Genomic DNA, 16,543 nt, shown 5'->3' with positions numbered 1-16,543 from the left:
CCCATGTCCCCGACCCTGAAAGCCCGAAGCGCGCTCGCCGCGGCCTCGCTCCTGCTGGCGACCCCCTCGCTCGCACAGGCACCGCAGGCTGGAGCGCCTCCCGCGGAAGCCTCGCAGCACGAGGGCACTGCGCCCGCGCAGGCCCAGCCCGTCATGACGAAGCCTCCGGCGCTGGTGCAGCAGGTGGAGGCCCAGTACCCGCCCGAGGCGCTCGCGCAGGGGGGCACCGCCTCCGTGCGCCTCATCATCACCATCGCCGCGGACGGCACCGTGGCGGATGTGTTGCCCACGGAAGCCGCGGGCCATGGCTTCGACGAGGCGGCCATCGCAGCGGTGCGGCAGTTCCGCTTCTCGCCCGCGGAGGTGGACGGGGTGCCCGCGCCGGTGCAGGTGGAGTACGTCTACCACTTCACCCTCAACGCCCCGCCGGAAGAGGCCCCCGGACAGGAGCAGGTCCAGGCGGCGCCGAAGGCCACGCTGACCGGCCAGCTCATCTCTCGCGGCAGCCGCTCGCGCGTGGCCGGTGCCACCGTGCGCTGCGGTGACGACCCCGAGGCGCCCGAGGCCACCTCGGACGCGGACGGTCGCTTCACCCTCGAGGTGCCGCCCGGGGAGTGCGCGGTGCGCGTGGTGGCGTCTGGCTTCCAGCTCTACCAGACGAAGGAGCAGCTCAAGCAGAACGAGACGACGGAGGTGAACTTCTTCCTCGCCCCCGCCGCGGGCGCGCTGGAGACGGTGGTGCGCTCCGAGCGGCCGAAGAAGGAGGTCGTGCGCCGGACCATCACGCGCCAGGAGGCGCAGCGGACGCCGGGCACCTTCGGAGACCCCATCCGCGTCATCCAGGCCCTGCCGGGCGTGGCGCGCGCGCCCTTCATCTCCGGCGAGCTGCTGGTGCGCGGCTCCAACCCCGGCCAGACGGCGACGATGATGGACGGGGTCAGCATCCCCATCCTCTTCCACCTGCTCGGCGGCCCCTCGGTGGTGAACGCCGAGTTCATTGATCAGCTCGACTTCTACCCGGGCGGCTACGGCAGCCAGTATGGCCGCGCGGTGGGCGGAATCGTCGAGGTCGGCACGCGCAAGGGCGCCGCCGACACGTTCCACGGCTCGGTGAAGGTGGACGTGCTGGACGCGGGCTTCTTCCTGGAGGCGCCCGTGACGGACGGCATCAGCGTGGCCGCCGCCGCGCGGCGCTCGTACATCGACACGCTGCTGCCCGTCTTCCTCCCCAAGAGCGAGGGCAGCACGCTGTCCGTCGTCCCGCGCTACTGGGACTACCAGCTGCGCGTGGACTTCGGCGCGAAGCGGGGCGCCCGCTCGGAAGCGGAGGCCCAGGCGGGCGGCGCGCGCAGCACCGGCTACGTCATGGCCTTCGGCAGTGACGACCAGCTCCGGGTGGTGTCCTCGGGCCCGAAGACGGAGCGGGACCTGTCGGTGGACACGCAGACCCTCTTCCACCGCCTCAAGGGTGACTGGACGTACCGCAAGGGCAACCTCACCTCTGTCTTCACGCCCTACGTGGGCTACGACAGCAACAGCTTCAAGTTCGGCGCCGCGAAGCAGGACGGCGTGGGCTACACGGTGGGCGCGCGCGAGGTGCTGGGCCTGGAGCTGTCCTCCGCTCTCACCGTGCGCACCGGCGTGGACCTGATGTACGAGCACCAGTCCTTCGACGTGGAGTTCCCCGCGCCGGAGAACTTCGAGTACGTGGCCTTCCCCGGCGCCGAGTCCGTGGGCGAGCTGCTGGTGGAGAAGATCGGCCTCGGCGCCTTCGACGGCGCGCTCTTCGTCGAGGCGGACATGAAGGTGGGGAAGTTCACCTTCACCCCCGGCGTGCGCGGCAACCTCCAGCGCGCGGGCGACACCCAGAACCTGGCGTTGGACCCGCGGCTGTGGGTGCGCTTCGCGGCCACCGAGCGGACCAGCCTCAAGGGCTCGCTCGGCCTCTACAGCCAGCCGCCGGAGACGTTCCGCTTCATCGACCTGCCATACGGCAACCCGGACCTCGTCTACCAGCGTGCGTTCCAGAGCAGCCTCGGCGTGGACCACCGCTTGACGGACGTGCTCAATGTGGACGTGACGGGCTTCTTCAACCGCCGCTTCAACAACATCGTGGCGCCCGGGCAGATCATCACGCGCACGGGTGGGGGCGTGGTCCAGCTGCCGTACTCCAACGAGGGCATCGGCCGCGCCCTGGGCCTGGAGGTGATGGTGAAGAAGGACCGCGCCTCCGCGAAGGACCGGTGGTCCGGCTGGCTGTCGTACACCTTCAGTCGCTCGCTCGACGGGCGCGCGGGCCCCAAGCCCGACGGCGGCGGAGGCTTCGGTGGGGGCTTCAATGACAGTGATGAGACGTATGGCCTCAGTCCCTTCGACCAGACGCACATCCTCACGCTGGTGAGCAGCTACATCCTGGGCAACGGCTGGGAGCTGGGCGGGCGCTTCCGCTACACCACCGGCCGCCCGACGACGCCGCTCAATCACACGTTCGACCTGTACCAGGTGGACCGCAACCGCTTCGACGGCACGTATGGCCCGTATGCCTCGGCGCGCACGGCCGGCTTCCACCAGCTCGACGTGCGGCTGGACAAGAGCTGGCAGTTCCAGAGCTGGACGCTGGGGGCGTACATCGACGTGCAGAACCTCTACAACGCGGAGAACGTCGAGTTCGTCTTCAACGACTACCGGCAGCGCCGGGAGTACGAGGTGCCCGGCATCCCCATCCTCCCCGTGGTGGGCGTGAAAGGAAGCTTCTGACATGAAGGCCCTGATCAACTACGGAGGCCTGCTCCTGCTGGCGATGGGTGCGCTCGCCTGCATCGACCCCGAAGACCAGCCCTCGCGCGTGCACGACTTCCGGGTGCTCGGCGTCTCCACGGAGCGGCCGGAGCTGATGGCCTCCACCTGTGAGCGCACGCCGGAGGCCCTGGACGCGCTCGCGGCGGAGGTGACGTACCGCGCGCTGCTGGTGGACCCCGCTGGCGAGGGACGCCCCATCCAGTACACGTTGTGGGCGTGCGCGGACCCTGACGACAACACCTGCGCGAACGAGGCGGATCGCGCGTTGCTCGCGGAGGGCACCACGGGCGCGGGCGAGCTGACGCTGGCCATCCATCCTGGCGCGGCCAGGGTGGGGGAGGACCGGCTCCTGCTGGAGCGCGTGCAGGAGGAGGACCCCTACGGGGGGCTGGGTGGCATCCGCATGCCGCTCGTCCTGCGGGCGGTGGCGGGCGACGAGGAGGTGTACGCGCAGAAGCTGATGGTCTTCTGGTGTCCGGTGGTGGAGGGCATGAAGGCCAACGAGCAGCCGGTGCTCCCGGGCCTGCGGGTGGACGACGTGCCCTGGCAGGACGGCGAGCTGCCGGAGTTGAGCGGCCCCGGTCCCTTCGTGGTGACGTCCGAGGACGTGACGGCCTTGGAGGAGGCGTACGTGGTGCCGGGCCTGCGGCTGCAGGCCGTCAACCTCAAGGAGGCGTGGGAGATTTCGTGGCACACCACGCTGGGCGAGTTCAGTCCGCAGGAGACGGGCGGCGCGGACTTCGGTGGCCAGCAGGGTCGGCACCGCACGGAGTGGGAGCCGGCCGAAGGCGCGGCGGCGCAGGAGGTGACGTTCTGGGCCGTGGTGCGGGACGGGCGCGGCGGCAGCTCCTGGTTGGTGCGTCGGGCGCGCTGGAGTCCCTGAGCACCGTTCGGCGCTGGAGTCCTGGAGTGACGTTCCCCCGGGCAGCGTGCTGCCTGGGGCCGGCGACGGATGCTTAGCGAGGCCCGATTGGCACGTTCTGGTGGAAGGCGTTGATGATGCCCGCGCTCCGGTAATACGGGTTGGTGTCGTTGGCAATCCGCGTCCCGGTGATGTGGAGCAGGTCCTTGGACTCCAGGTGCCAGTTGGCGGTGAAGTACCCGAGCCCCGCCGAGCCTTCCAGCAGCCCCGCGCTCATCATCTTCTGGTACTGGATTCGCAGATCGGGCTGGAAGAGAAGCTTGTCACCCGGTGGCGCCGACTCCCACGAAGCCGCCTGGAGCAGCGGCATGCGCGAGGTCGCTGGGAACATCCGTGCCATCTCGGAGTAGAGCGCCTGCAGGGTGTTCCCGAGCGACCCATCCTGCGGCAGGTAGTTGGTGTGCGGATAGAAATACATCGCCATCACGTCCCATGCGTCCCCGGGTTGGAAGAAGCCCGGCGGGACGAGGAACGACGGCTGCATGTTGAAATGGGCCTGGAACTGGGCGTTGTAGGAGCGAGGGTCGAACGGCATCGTGACGATGACCTTCTTGCCGGGAGCGAGGTCCGTTCCGTAGCTGTTGCTCTGGCCATCAGCGCTATTGCGAATCATCCGGTAGAACCAGCGGACGACCCACAGGGCATTCGACGGCGTACCGCAACCTTCTCCGAGCGGGGTCAAGGTCACGTCGTCACTGAGGAGGAAGCCATACACCTTGGGTTGGCTTCCCTGTGAGCCGCCCCAGCGCCGCACAAAGGCTTCCATGCCAGTCGTCCCGGTTGGGACGCCAGGGCAGACCGTCGCATCGGCTCCGCCGTGCGACCAATTCCTGCTCAGCCACGGACGCAAACCCAGAATGAGCTGGCTGCAGGGGCCGAGCCGGCTGATGAAGGACTGGATGCGGGAGTCCTGCTCCGCTGGCGCCAGCATCGCGAGGTCCCCCGCAGGCCCGGGGCCGGTAGCAATCTCGACGAAGAAGAGGTTGAACCCCTTGGCCTCGAGGTCGGGGATGTCCCCGGGCTGCGAAACGTTCCACGCCGCCGCCTTCGCGGGGCATGCTCCCTGGGCGCCCGCGATGCTCGCGACTCCGGCGACAAGGAATGCCAGGACGGCCTGCGCCTGCTTCACTCTGCGGTTCTTCACGGTTCCCCCAATGCCTGCATCGTGTGGATGGACAGCGCCCATGATAGGCATTTAGCGAGGCGCCGGCCGGAACCACGTGGGCTCGGCGCGGACCTTCGTGCCTCCCGTGAACATGCCTCCGGTGAAGAAGTCTTCCTCGAAAAAGTGGTACGGGTGGACGAGCTCCGGACGGCTGGCCGCCTCCAGCCGCGCGGCGAGCGGCGCGGGAATCTCCACGTCGAGCGCATGCAGGTTCGCCTCGAGCTGTTCCAGCCGCGTCGCGCCGATGAGGGTGGACGCCACGCCGGGCCGGCGCGTCACCCACGCGAGGGCCACCCGCGCCGGGGACCGGTCCAGCTCCTTCGCCACCTCGCGCAGCGTGTCCACGATGGCCCAGTTGCGCTCGGTGAAGAGCTTCGCGAAGCCCGGGTTGCCTGAGGGCTGGATGGAGGGAAGCCGCCCCTCGCCCTTCGCCTGCGTGCCCTCGCGGGTGTACTTGCCCGACAGGAGCCCCGACGCCTCCCCCACCGGGCGCGGGCCTCCCGTCCCCTGCGGGCCTTCCTCGAGCAGGTCCGGGAGGTCCTCCCGCGCCGTTGAGCCGGTGCCGGCCGTTGAAGGCGAATCGTTTGGCGCGACAGGCTAGGGTCCAGAAGCGGAGGCTCCCCCATGCCGAAGTCCGTCAACCTCAATGTCGCGCGCCCCCAGATCCGGACGCGGCTCGCCCGGCTGGGACTGGAGGACTCGCTCGAGCCCGACGCGACCCTGGCCGTGATGCTGCGCCGGTGGGTGGCCATCCCGGAGACCTGCTCCGTCACGGCCATCCTCCTGCGGTTCTCCGAAGACGACCACCTCACGGTCCAGCTGCGAGAGGTGTTCAGCCGTCACAAGGAGGCCGCGAAGGTCAAGCTCGTGCCGGACTGCGGAGGACACTCGCAGGGCTTCATCCGCGATCCCTTCATCGTCGGTGCGTGCCTGGATCCCACGGGGCAGGGGCTGCGCCTCTGCATGGTCGGAGACGCGGCGGACTGGGAGGCCCATCCGGTCCTCAAGGCGCTGCAGGGCATGGCCACGCCCATGGACTTCGGCGGTGGGAAGGCGGAGGGCGGCAACTTCATGGTCACCCCCGGGACGGAGGACTGTCCCCAGGGACTCATCCTGGTGGGCGATGAGGCCTCGGCCCATGCCCCCGAGCACACCGCCCTGAGCCTCGCGCTCCAGGACTCGCTCCGGATCGACGTCTCGGAGACCCACGTCTCCCACACCGACGAGCGGGTGGCGTTCGTCGGTGGGCACGGCACGCAGGACTGGGCCCTGGCGGTCCCTTCGCAGGTGCTGGCCGCGACCCTGCTGAAGGCCGTGCTCGCGAAGAAGGACATGCCGCCCGGCTGGCTGTGGTGCTCACGCGGGTTCACGGTGGGGGCCAACCTCGTGGCCAACAACCCCAAGTCGACCCGGGACATCAGGCGGTTCTGCGAGAAGAAGGCCACCCAATCCCTCCATGCCTCGGAGCGGCAGCGGCACGAAGCCGTCAGCCTGGACAACGCCGGGGAGATCCTCGAGCGCCTGGGGGAGACGCGGTCGGAGCGGCTGCTCATCCTCCCGGACCTGCCGGGCACGCACCCCAGCGCCATCAACCTGCTCAACGTGAACGGGCTCGTCGTGGTGCCCCGTCAGCACGCCTACCGCGTCGGGCTGGCGGCGGCGGTGGACATCCTCCACGCGACCTTCCAGGGCACGCTGAACGTGAACTACGACCAGTGCCTGGCGCCGCTGAGAAGGCAGGAGATTGAAAAGGATCTCACCGAGCTCCTGCGCCGCCAGCCGACGCTCCCCTTCTACGTTCGCCCCGGCGAATCGATGCGGCTGCAAGACGCCGCGAAGGCCTGCACCCTGTCCAAGGACCTGGAGGACCCTTCGGTGCAGGAGGTCCTCACCGCGCTCGGCGTTCCGCTGAGCGACCACGGAAAGATGCTCGTCGGCCCGCAGGTGCTCCAGATTCCCGCGCAGGGCACGGTGGACATCCTGGAGGCGTTCATCTTCGTCAGCCTCCGCTCGCTGGGGCTCGACTGCGCCTTCGTGGACACGTCCCACCTGTGCAAGTCCGGAGGCAACCTCCACTGCGCCACCAACCGCCTCCCGGACCTCAACGCGCTGGATTGGGACGTGGATGAGATTGGCCACGAGTTCCTTGGCTGACGCGGTCCCCGGCCCTCGTGGGTCCCAATCCGTGTAGCATGGGGGCGGATGCGCTTCGGGTTCCGGGCGCAAGGAGGCCGTCAATGGCTCGATTCAAGATCCGTTGTTATACGCCGAAGGTTCTCGAACTGGGCAACGAGTCACCCTCGGCCCGGGCCGGGCGCATGGTCGAAGCCATCAATGCGGCGGGCGCGGCGGGCGCCGATATCTTCGTGGGACCCGAGTATTTCTTTACCTATAACTCGGACAAGCTTCTCACGGTGAACGCGTCGTTTGCGTATTCGGCGGGCGATGCGGAGCTGGCGCGGTCACGCATCGCGAATGCCAGTGCGCGCTGGTCGAAGATGCTGATCATCCCGGGGACGTTCTTCATGGTCCAGGGGGTGTCCAGCCCACGGATCTTCAACACGGCATTCGTCTATCTCGGTGGACTCACGCTGTCGGAGTGCAGCAAGTACGATTCCGCGGCCGACAATGCCTACGCCGAGCTCTCCGGTTTCGACTTCTTCCCGGGTGAGACCGGGCGTGCCTTTGAATTCAAGAACAAGTCATTCTATCTCCAGATCTGCTCGGACACGACGAACCGTCCGGCCGCGCCCTGCGACATGAGCATCGTGACCTCGTTTCGTCTCGGTGGCGCGGCCGCGACGAACCTGGCGGACTTCGGAGCCCGCCGCGTCATCGCGGACGGGGAAGGGAGCTCCGCCCTGGCGTCGGGGATGGCGCAGGGGAGGGTCCTCGCGGTCGCGCGGTGGACGCGAAACACGAATGAGGTCAGCGACTACGAGATTGAACTCTGAGGGGGGAAACACGTCGCGCCCAATTGGCGCGGAGCGCGCTCTTGCGCCGCCTCGTCGAACTTGTCGACGAAGGGAACGCGGACATCGCGGCGCTGCGACGGCTTTCGCCGGGCCTCCTCACGTTTGATGCGTGGCTCGAGCGCGGAGGCGCGGCGGAGCTCCGGGCATGCTTCGCGGCCTGACTTCCTCCATGCGCTGGAGCTTCATCCCCACCTGGACGATGGCTTCGATGACCGGGATGAGTTCGCGGCCCAGCGCGGTCAGCGCGTATTCGACCGACGGTGGTGAACTCGCGACGGCGTGACGCGTGAGCACGCCGTTCTTCTCGAGTGCGCGCAGTCTCGCGCTGAGCACCTTCGCGGAGATGCGCGGAATGTCGGCGCGCAGCTCGCTGAAGCGGCGCGGATCTCCACTGAGGCGCCAGACGAGGTTCGCGGTCCATGCGCCACCGAGGAGCTTCATGCACTCGGCGAGCGGGCAGAGCGGCGGAAGTGGCGGCGTCTTGTTCTTGCGGCGGCGGAGCATGAGGAGCGCCCGGAGTGGTAACCGGAGGGAAACCACATTGTGGTGGTTACCCAGGGTTACCAACTTCGTTTGAGCGAGCACTCCGCTATCTTCTTCCGCGAGAGGTGACGCCATGTTCGTCAATCTGTTGCGTTTCCGTTTCAAGGACGGGGTGACCGAAGCCGAGCAGGCGCAAGCCCTCGCGGCGATCACCCGCACGTCGAAGACAGACGCTGTCTCGTTCTCGGTCGTCGGACGGGATCTCGGGGACCCGGCCGAGGGCTACACGCACGCCTACTGCGTGGGTATCGCGGACCTGTCAGCCCTGCAAAAATACTTCGACGCACCCGAGCATCGCGAGGGGGACCTGCTCTTCCTGCCACGCGTCGCCAGGCTTCGGCGCATCGCCCTGACCGATGACGCCGACCCCGCGCTGGGGGAGAAGATCCAGGCTCTGCACCGGGAGAAGATGGCGGGCGACCCCGAATGGGCCGCGCTCCTCGCCGCCATCCCCGTCATCGAGCTGTAACAGGGTGGTACGGCACGCCCAGGTCGCGCACCGTCGCATTGCCGCCCAGACAGGAGCTGGCGCTGCTCGCGGTGCGCCGCTGCGAAGCGCACGCTTGCGCCGTCAGCTCAGGCCGCGCTGGCGGTTGACGAACGCGTCGGCCCGGGCGGCGTCGTAGTCGGTGCGCAGGTCCGGGTTGGCGATCTGCTCGCCGAAGGCGCGGTGGAACGGGATGGCCTCCGCGGGGGACTGGGCGTTCTCCTGCAGGCTGGACGTCACCCAGCGCTGGAGCTGATCGATGGTCAGGTCCTTGAGCTTGCCCGCGCCGGGGATGGGCAGGTCGGGCAGGAATTGCTTGGCGGAGAAGAGCAGGTCCACCATGCCCTTCACGGCGTCGTTGCGCTTGTTCAGCTCGTCCACGGCGACCTGGAAGCCGCCTTCCAGCGCTCCCACCAGGCTGCCCATGAGCCGGGCGTCGCGCTTGGCGCCCTGGGACGGCGGGTTCTCCGTGGCGTGCTCCGCGAGGCCGGCGCCCATCGACTCCAGCCGCGACATGACGTTCTGGCGGAACGCGTCCTGGCCCGGGAAGTCCGGCGGCGAGAAGAGGGTGCGGGTGAAGAACTCGGACATCTTCTTCTGGCCGTCCAGGTTCAGCGAGCCGGCGCTGTCCTGCATCGAGGCCAGGACCGCGTCTCCGTGCTGCGTGAAGAAGCGGGCGGCCGCGGCGCGCGACTCGCGGTTCTCCCCCAGCTTGTCGATGGAGTCCGAGAACAACTTCAGCGACTCCGCTGTGGGCGGGTTGATGCGGCCGGCCGCGTCCAGCAGCTTGCCCAGCGCGGGCGAGTACGACGAATCCATGCCCGCGTTGATGTTCTTGAGCACGTCCGCCATGCCGGCCTGGTTCTCGGCCAGGAATGTCTGGAGCCGGTCCGGCGGCATGCCCGCGAGGGCCGTGGCCACCGCCGAGCTGCGCTGCTGATCATACCCGCCGTCCGCGCGGATGATCTCCATCTCCTTCTTGGCGTACGTCTCGATGAGGTCCGCGTTGCCCGTGCCCGCGACGATGCTCGCCAGGCCCTCGTGCGTCTCTCCCGGCAGCTCCCCTCTGTGGGCCGACGCGACGGCCTCCTGCAGCTCCCCGGGGGACACCGCGCCTGAACGGTAGGCGTTGTCGAGCGCGCGGGACAGGCGCGCGCGGTCCGCGTCCGGCAGCCGCTGCACGTCGTCCAGGATGCCGCCGGCGACGGAGCCGTACTGGAACATCAGGTCCATGAACGCCGCCTGCTTGGCGGGGTCCGGGTTGTTCTTCAGCCAGTCGGAGACATAGCTCGCGTCCCGGCCGTCATAGGAGTTGGCGATGGCCTGCTGAGCGGCTTTCTTCTCGGACTCCGTCAGCGCCGTGGGCGCGACGGCCGTCGTCTGGGTCGCCTGCACACCCGCCGTCTCCGCCCCCAGCTTCACCGCGCTCCGGGCCCCCGGCTTCGCCTGGAAGGCGTCCTTCGCCAGCTCGGCACGCACCGCGCTATCGCGCACGGCCGGCTTCGTGACGCTCTGCGCCTCCGCACGCTCCGCGGTTCGGGGCTCGACGCGCTTCGGAACGCCACGCTGGATGGTCGACATGAGGGAGGTCCCCTCGCCTGGGCTCAGGCGGAATGGGAGAGGCTGTGAGTGCCTCTCGATTTCCTTGAATTATCGCCCTGGCGCCCGGGCAGTTGCGACTCCCAGGAAAATGAGAGGGGACCGTGCTCGCCCGCTACTTCGCGCCCCGTCCCTTCAGCACCTTCTGGCCCAGGGTGAAGAGCAGCACCAGCACGGCCCCGGCGCCCAGCCCCACCACGGCGTTGAGCAGCATGGGGGCGAGCCCGCCCAGGACGCTGCCCACGCCCGGCACGGCCCGGGCCCAGGCGGTGAAGGACTCCTCCGCGTGGTGCAGGGCGGAGACGCCGTGCACGAGGATGCCGCCGCCCACCAGGAACATGGCCGCCGTCCCCGCCACGGAGAGGAACTTCATCAGCCACGGCGCCGAGCGGAGGATGCCCGCGCCCAGGCTGCGCTTGAAGGCCCCGGACTGGCGGCTGAGGTACAGCCCCGCGTCGTCCAGCTTCACGATGCCCGCCACGAGCCCGTACACGCCCACGGTCATGATGAGGGCGATGCCCACCATGACCGAGACGCGAGTGGCGAAGCTCACCGTCGCCACGGTGCCCAGCGTGATGGCGATGATCTCCGCGGAGAGGATGAAGTCGGTGCGCACCGCGCCCTTGATCTTGTCCTTCTCCAGGGCCACCAGGTCCACGCTCGGGTTCACCAGCGCCTCGCGCAGCTCGGCGCGGTGCGCGTTGTCCTCCTCCGGGCCGTGCAGGAACTTGTGCGCGAGCTTCTCGAAGCCCTCGAAGCAGAGGAAGGCGCCGCCCACCATCAGCAGCGGGGTCACCAGCCAGGGCGCCAGCGCGCTGATGGCCAGCGCGGCCGGCACCAGGATGGCCTTGTTGACGAGCGAACCCTTCGCCACCGCCCACACCACCGGCAGCTCACGGTCCGCGTTCACGCCCGTCACCTGCTGGGCGTTGAGCGCCAGGTCGTCTCCGAGCACGCCCGCCGTCTTCTTCGCCGCCACCTTCGTCAGGATGGAGACGTCATCCAGGATGGTCGCGATGTCGTCGAGGAGCGCAATCAGGCTGCTGCCTGCCATGGGGGTCTTCCGGGCTGGAGGGGTGGGAAGTCGACTTGCGGCCAGCGCGGGTTAGCACAGCAGGGCGGCAGCGGGGAGTCCGGAGCACGGCTTCGCCCGCTCCTTGACCCCGGCCCCCTGCACCTGCCTACCCCCTCTCCAGGACCCGGCGGGGGCCACCCGGGCCCCCGCCGAGGGACTCACTTCACGATCCGGTAGATGTGGTGCGTGTACTCCGCGGCGAACGCATCCGTGAACGTTCCACCGGAGTAGGTGAGGGTGCGGCCCTCGCCAACCACCTCGAGGGTGCCGCTCGCGGGGAGCTCGAGCGGGAGGGTGAAGGTGTAGCTCCCGCTGGTGTACTGCCGCTTCTGCATCGCGAAGATGTACGCCGAGCCGTCGCGGAACTTGAGCATCGTGCTCAGCTTCGGGTTGAACTGCCACACGTAGGACTGGGTGTTGAGCACCCGGGCCAGCGATTGCACCTGGGCGTTGACGGCCTTCACCCGGTCCCGGGTGGCCTGGTAGGCGGGCCGGGTGTCATTGAGCACGTCCGTGGTGGACGGGTTCGCTGTCGTGTTGGAGAAGACGTGGGAGAAGTACGCCACCACGCGCGCCTCGTGGATGAGCGTGGACCAGACGGCGCCTTCCACCTGGTTGGCATTGAGGGTGCTGCCGGTGGCCTGCCCTCCCAGCTCCACGACGATGCCGAGCGCGGAGCGGGGGTTGCCGTTGTTGCCCGCGCTGGAAGCCGTCCGGAGGTTCTTCATCAGGACCTCTCCGTAGTTGGAGGCCCGCCGCACCTCGCTCGCGGGAATCCCGAACCAGTTGACGGCCTCCGCGCCGATGTTGCCGTCCGTGTAGAAGTAGATGTCGCCGGTGACCATGCCCAGCCGCCAGTTCGCCCGGCTGTCCGGCCCGGCCGCGCCGTTGAGGGCGATCTCCCGGTCGCGGTCCCCCCACCACATCAGGGCGCCCTTGCCGACGTTCGCGTAGATGAAGGCGGCCGGATTGTTCAGCCGCTGGTATTCAGTGTTGTAGAGCGTGAAGCCGCAGCGGCGCGGATCATCCGGGAGGCAGACGTCATAGCCGGCGTAGTTGCCGGTCCACGGGTCCCAACCCGGCCCCGCCCACATGTCCGCCTCGTCGGGGAAGGTGGCGCCCACCGCCTCACCGCCCGTGCCGGAGCCCGCGAGGTTCCAGATGCCGTGCTTGCGCATCCAGCCCGCCGACGAGGCATTGCCGGCATAGGTCTCCAGGAACGCGTTGATGCCATGCGCCTTGTCGGTGATGAGCCGCGACTCCGTGTCCGTGTACGCGCCCCAGTAGGCGATGGGGAAGAAGTCCTCCGTCAGCCACGGCGTGCCCGCCATGGCCGGGTAGGCGGCGTAGAACGGCGGGCCTCCTTCCCAGGGCACGCGGGGCAGGCTCAGCCCGCCGCCCACGGGGGGCGGCTGCGTGGTGGCCGAGGCCGCGTTGGAGGCGGCGCCCACGTTGCCCGCCGCGTCTTGCGCCTTCACCGTGTACGTGTAGAGCGTGGACGGCGCGAGCCCGGTGTCCAGGTAGCCCAGCGTGCCGCCGGAGACCGACGCGACCTGCGTGCTCCCGCGAAGGACGCGGTAGCCCGTCACGCCCGTGTTGTCGGTGGCCGCGCTCCAGGTGAGCTGGATGGCTCCCGGCGAGGGCGCCGTGGCGGCGAGGGCGCCCGGCGCGGTGGGCGCGGTCGTGTCGGGGCTGTAGGTGAAGAGCACGTCCACGAAGTAGTTGCTGTGGTTGTAGCTCTGCGTGGGGAAGCCGCCGCTGCCATAGACATACACCCCGTTCTGGCCATCCACGCCTGACGCCAGGGCCGTCAGGGGGCCGTTCGCCGCGCCCTGTCCATTGAAGAAGCCGCTGGTGGAGGCATAGCGTCCTGCCGGCGCCAGGTACGAGGCGACGTAGGTGGTATTGGCCGTGATGCTCACGGGCGTGGTGAAGCGCACCGTCTGCCAGCCGGTGGCCGTCTCGTTGGTGAACGTGGCGGTCGCGAGCCGTTGCCCGGTGCGGCTCCAGAGGCTCCCCACATGGAGCCCCGTGTTGGCGGAGCTGCCCTTGTAGAAGCGGATGCCGGAGACGACGCCCGGGACGTTGGCGCGGAACTTCACGCCCAGCTCCACGGAGGCGACGTCCGGATCCGCGCTCGTGGCGGGAAGGGTGCCCGCGCCGAAGATGCTGACCTCGCTGTCGACACTCCGGGTCAGCTCGCCCATTTCGGTGGGTGCCGGGGTTTCGTCAACGCAGGCCGTGAGGCAACCCAGCGCAAGGAGCCAGAGCAGGCCGTGCGGCCGGTATCGGGATGGATGCATGACACATCTCCTGGGGGAAACGGAGGCAGGGGGGAACCGCTGCGTCCAGGATGTCACGTTTTAATGCTAAAGCATGATTTGTTCGTTTCCTTGGCGGGTGCATGCGCTCGCGGTGCCAAGGGCAGGGGGCTCGTCACCGGTGCCGTGTGCCCCGCGCATCGCGTGGGGGGCGCAACCCGTCGATGAAGATCCCGGTGAGGCGTGGAATGCGTTTGGGTCCCGACGCGTCCTGCGAGGCGGAGAGCGAAATCGCCATCGCCATGCACACCACGTCATCCAGCCGGATGTCGTCGCGAACCTCGCCCGCGTGCTGCGCTGCCTGCAGCAGGCGCTGTCCCTCTTCGGTCGTCGCGTGACACCCCTCGGTGCCACTTCGCAGGACGACCCCCAGTGACGCCGCGAGTCCCTGGTAGATGCCCGCGTAGTGCACGAGCTCCTCCAGGAAGAGGCGCAGGGCTTCGAGCGCGGACAGGGATGCCGAGCGCTCACGGCTCTGCTTCGCGAGCGTCAGGAACCGCTCGTCGCAGGTCGCGCCGAGGAGCGCTTCGCGCGTCGGGAAGTGTCGATAGAGCGTTCCAATGCCCACCTCCGCCTGCTTCGCCACGTCATTGAGCGACGCGTCCGCGCCGCGCTCGGTGAACACGGCGTCGGCCGCCACGAGCAGCCGGTCGCGATTGCGCCTCGCATCCGCGCGCATGCCGCCGCCGGTCGCGTCGTCCGGCGAATTCTTCGGAAGCTTCGTTGCCACTTGAAAAACGGAGCATAGCTCCGTATTTAAGCGGAGCAACCCTCCGCTTACCGGAAGAAAGGCAGGACGTCGTGGCGACACAGGGCGAACGCGTGCTGGTGCTTGGAGCGACGGGACAACAGGGGGGCGCGACGGCGCGCGCCTTGCGCAGGGAGGGCTGGAGCGTCCGCGCGCTCGTGCGCGACCCTTCGAGCGCGAAGGCCCGGGCGCTGGAAGGGATGGGGGTGGAGTTGGTGCACGGCGACCTGGGGGACCGCGCGTCGCTCGAGCGCGCGCTCGTGGGCGCGTACGGGGTCTTCAGCATCCAGCCGAGCTCGGGTCAGCCGCAGTACGGCGTGAGTGACGACGACGAGCTCCGCTTTGGAGTGGGCGTCGTGGATGCGGCGAAAGCCGCTGGCGTCGAGCACTTCGTCTACACGTCGATGGCGGGCCTGCGTCCCGGCACGGGGGTTGGTCACTTCGAAAGCAAGTGGAGGATCGAGGAACACGTCCGCGCGAGCGGCCTTCGCGCGACCATCGTGCGGCCGTCGGCGTTCATGGAGATCCTGCTCGAGCCGCATTTCGGACTGGCGCAGCGCGCGCTCCGGTTCTTCGTCCGGCCGGACCGCACGATGCAGTTCATCGCGAGCGACGACATCGGCGTGCTCGTCGCACGCGTGTTCGCGGAGCCTGGCACGCACGCCGGGACCACCCTGGAGCTGGCGGGTGACGAGCTCACCGGAAACCAGCTCGCCGACAAGATTGGACGTGCGACGCACGAGTCGATCTCCTACGCGCGGTTTCCCCCCGAGTTCCTGGCGCAGAGCGCGCTCTTGCGCCGCCTCGTCGAACTTGTCGACGAAGGGATCGCGGTCGGGAACGCGGACATCGCGGCGCTGCGACGGCTTTCGCCGGGCCTCCTCACGTTCGATGCGTGGCTCGAGCGCGGAGGCGCGGCGGAGCTCCGGGCACGCTTCGCGGCCTGACTTCGCCTACGGCGTCCCTTCCTCGCCGACGAGGAAGGGATTGCTGATCCCCGGCAACTGGCTGGACCGCCCCTGGGAGTCGGTCCGCGAGGAGTTCAGCGTCTGCTTCGCCTTCTCCGCCTCGAGCACCGCCGCGACGATGTGCTCGACCTTCGTCGGGTTGTGCACCACGGGCACGAGCACGCGCTGCGTGCGCGCCCAGTTCTCGAACAACCACCGCTCGGTCCTGATGATCCCCGTCGACCCATCGCCGGAACAATGCACTGCGCCCCCCGTCCCTGAGCATCGCGCGCGCGGATCAGCGTAGCGGCTGGAAGAAGAAGGGGCCGGTTGAAGGGCCGTGACCGTTCAGGGGTATGGGCGGTCCCGCACCGCTCAAGGTCGTGGCCCTTCCGTGGCGACGCGGCTGCGTTCCGCGAGAACGCCAGCCGTCCGGTCCTCCCTCGTCGTGATGCCAGGCCCTCAGAGGAGGAAGGCCCTCCCTGCGGGGCTCGTCCCCATGCTGGACGCCGCCAACTTGGACTGGCAGACCACGCTCGCCCTGGCGATCTCCATCCAGCAGACCGGCACGCTGCCCGTGCAGCAGGAGAACTACGATGCTTGAGTTGTCCCCGCAGGTGTTCTCTCCCGTGCCCCTGACCACCGCGCTCGCCGAACTGGGCGCGGCGGGAACGACCCTCCAGATGTACGCGCAGGCCCTGGCCCAGCAGCCGGTGGTGAGCATGGCGTCGGTGCCAAGCCTCGCCACGGATCTGGGCCGCGCGCGTGACGTGGCCCGGGGCTGTCTGGGGGTGGTGATGCCCCAGGGGTTGAGGCTCGACGCGGTGACCATCGCGTTCCTCAACCAGTGGATGGCCATGTATCCGCAGCTGCTTCAGCTGGCCCAGGTCGTGGACCAGGGGGGCTCCGCCGGACGCCAGGCGGCCCTCGAGCTCTCCCAGGGACTGGACCTGCTCGCGCAG

At 68.9% G+C, this 16,543-nt stretch carries 14 protein-coding genes and 1 pseudogene; 7 read left to right on the top strand and 8 right to left on the bottom strand.

Going from position 1 to position 16,543, the window contains the following annotated elements:
• Positions 1-3 precede the first annotated feature (3 nt).
• Positions 4-2,757 (top strand): TonB-dependent receptor, encoded by a 2,754-nt coding sequence (locus D7V93_RS00525; RefSeq protein WP_120641437.1) that lies wholly within the window; start codon positions 4-6, stop codon positions 2,755-2,757.
• A gap of 1 nt (position 2,758) precedes the next feature.
• Positions 2,759-3,682 carry a hypothetical protein gene (locus D7V93_RS00520; RefSeq protein ID WP_120641436.1) on the top strand — a complete coding sequence of 308 codons (924 nt, stop codon included), beginning with the start codon at positions 2,759-2,761 and terminating at the stop codon, positions 3,680-3,682.
• A 73-nt stretch (positions 3,683-3,755) separates the two neighbouring features.
• Here D7V93_RS00520 and D7V93_RS00515 read toward each other — a convergent pair whose 3' ends face one another.
• The gene (locus tag D7V93_RS00515; RefSeq protein ID WP_120641435.1) at positions 3,756-4,850 is read right to left on the bottom strand and encodes a hypothetical protein; all 1,095 of its coding nucleotides are present in this window, start codon (positions 4,848-4,850) and stop codon (positions 3,756-3,758) included.
• Positions 4,851-4,916: 66 nt separating this feature from the next.
• Complete coding sequence (locus tag D7V93_RS00510; RefSeq protein WP_244237036.1) at positions 4,917-5,372, bottom strand: aldo/keto reductase; 456 nt, start codon at positions 5,370-5,372, stop codon at positions 4,917-4,919.
• Between the two features lie 138 nt (positions 5,373-5,510).
• Here D7V93_RS00510 and D7V93_RS00505 point away from each other — a divergent pair, with 138 nt between their 5' ends.
• Entirely contained in the window at positions 5,511-7,040 is a 1,530-nt protein-coding gene (locus D7V93_RS00505) for a hypothetical protein (protein WP_120641434.1), read from the top strand.
• An 83-nt stretch (positions 7,041-7,123) separates the two neighbouring features.
• A complete protein-coding gene (locus tag D7V93_RS00500) occupies positions 7,124-7,840 on the top strand; it encodes a hypothetical protein (RefSeq protein ID WP_147450976.1) in 717 nt (238 codons plus the stop codon).
• Positions 7,841-7,957: 117 nt separating this feature from the next.
• On the opposite strand, the gene D7V93_RS00490 is transcribed toward D7V93_RS00500, so the two are convergent.
• Positions 7,958-8,365 (bottom strand): winged helix-turn-helix transcriptional regulator, encoded by a 408-nt coding sequence (locus D7V93_RS00490; RefSeq protein ID WP_120641432.1) that lies wholly within the window; start codon positions 8,363-8,365, stop codon positions 7,958-7,960.
• Between the two features lie 112 nt (positions 8,366-8,477).
• Here D7V93_RS00490 and D7V93_RS00485 point away from each other — a divergent pair, with 112 nt between their 5' ends.
• Complete coding sequence (locus tag D7V93_RS00485; protein WP_120641431.1) at positions 8,478-8,873, top strand: Dabb family protein; 396 nt, start codon at positions 8,478-8,480, stop codon at positions 8,871-8,873.
• Positions 8,874-8,975: 102 nt separating this feature from the next.
• Here D7V93_RS00485 and D7V93_RS00480 read toward each other — a convergent pair whose 3' ends face one another.
• The 4 genes from D7V93_RS00480 to D7V93_RS00465 form a co-directional block, all read right to left on the bottom strand.
• Entirely contained in the window at positions 8,976-10,472 is a 1,497-nt protein-coding gene (locus D7V93_RS00480) for a hypothetical protein (RefSeq protein ID WP_120641430.1), read from the bottom strand.
• 133 nt (positions 10,473-10,605) lie between these two features.
• Complete coding sequence (locus D7V93_RS00475; protein WP_120641429.1) at positions 10,606-11,544, bottom strand: DUF808 domain-containing protein; 939 nt, start codon at positions 11,542-11,544, stop codon at positions 10,606-10,608.
• Between the two features lie 179 nt (positions 11,545-11,723).
• On the bottom strand, positions 11,724-13,868 hold the full coding sequence (locus D7V93_RS00470; RefSeq protein WP_120641428.1) for a DUF4082 domain-containing protein: 2,145 nt from the start codon (positions 13,866-13,868) through the stop codon (positions 11,724-11,726).
• A 133-nt stretch (positions 13,869-14,001) separates the two neighbouring features.
• Positions 14,002-14,616 carry a TetR/AcrR family transcriptional regulator gene (locus D7V93_RS00465; RefSeq protein WP_244237035.1) on the bottom strand — a complete coding sequence of 205 codons (615 nt, stop codon included), beginning with the start codon at positions 14,614-14,616 and terminating at the stop codon, positions 14,002-14,004.
• Between the two features lie 71 nt (positions 14,617-14,687).
• Between D7V93_RS00465 and D7V93_RS00460 the strand changes: the two genes are divergently transcribed.
• Positions 14,688-15,581, top strand: a complete 894-nt coding sequence (locus D7V93_RS00460) for an NmrA/HSCARG family protein (RefSeq protein ID WP_120641426.1) — start codon at positions 14,688-14,690, stop codon at positions 15,579-15,581.
• A 6-nt stretch (positions 15,582-15,587) separates the two neighbouring features.
• Here the strand turns inward: D7V93_RS00460 and D7V93_RS00455 are convergent, their stop codons facing one another.
• Positions 15,588-15,794, bottom strand: a complete 207-nt coding sequence (locus D7V93_RS00455) for a hypothetical protein (protein WP_120641425.1) — start codon at positions 15,792-15,794, stop codon at positions 15,588-15,590.
• Between the two features lie 383 nt (positions 15,795-16,177).
• Here D7V93_RS00455 and D7V93_RS47640 point away from each other — a divergent pair.
• Positions 16,178-16,495 (top strand): annotated as a pseudogene (locus tag D7V93_RS47640) (HBL/NHE enterotoxin family protein); the annotation flags it as partial.
• Positions 16,496-16,543: the final 48 nt, after the last annotated feature.

This window comes from Corallococcus llansteffanensis (genome assembly GCF_003612055.1).
Taxonomy (GTDB): Bacteria; Myxococcota; Myxococcia; order Myxococcales; family Myxococcaceae; genus Corallococcus; species Corallococcus llansteffanensis.
The sequence above is the reverse complement of the archived record's forward strand: the minus strand, read 5'-3'. Positions and strand labels throughout refer to the sequence as shown.

Excerpts from the sequence above, each read along its gene's own strand:
- D7V93_RS00480 (WP_120641430.1), bottom strand. The coding sequence starts at position 10,472 with ATGTCGACCATCCAGCGTGGCGTTCCGAAGCGCGTCGAGCCCCGAACC.
- D7V93_RS00525 (WP_120641437.1), top strand. The coding sequence starts at position 4 with ATGTCCCCGACCCTGAAAGCCCGAAGCGCGCTCGCCGCGGCCTCGCTC.
- D7V93_RS00485 (WP_120641431.1), top strand. The coding sequence starts at position 8,478 with ATGTTCGTCAATCTGTTGCGTTTCCGTTTCAAGGACGGGGTGACCGAA.
- D7V93_RS00520 (WP_120641436.1), top strand. The coding sequence starts at position 2,759 with ATGAAGGCCCTGATCAACTACGGAGGCCTGCTCCTGCTGGCGATGGGT.
- D7V93_RS00500 (WP_147450976.1), top strand. The coding sequence starts at position 7,124 with ATGGCTCGATTCAAGATCCGTTGTTATACGCCGAAGGTTCTCGAACTG.
- D7V93_RS00490 (WP_120641432.1), bottom strand. The coding sequence starts at position 8,365 with ATGCTCCGCCGCCGCAAGAACAAGACGCCGCCACTTCCGCCGCTCTGC.
- D7V93_RS00475 (WP_120641429.1), bottom strand. The coding sequence starts at position 11,544 with ATGGCAGGCAGCAGCCTGATTGCGCTCCTCGACGACATCGCGACCATC.
- D7V93_RS00470 (WP_120641428.1), bottom strand. The coding sequence starts at position 13,868 with ATGCATCCATCCCGATACCGGCCGCACGGCCTGCTCTGGCTCCTTGCG.
- D7V93_RS00505 (WP_120641434.1), top strand. The coding sequence starts at position 5,511 with ATGCCGAAGTCCGTCAACCTCAATGTCGCGCGCCCCCAGATCCGGACG.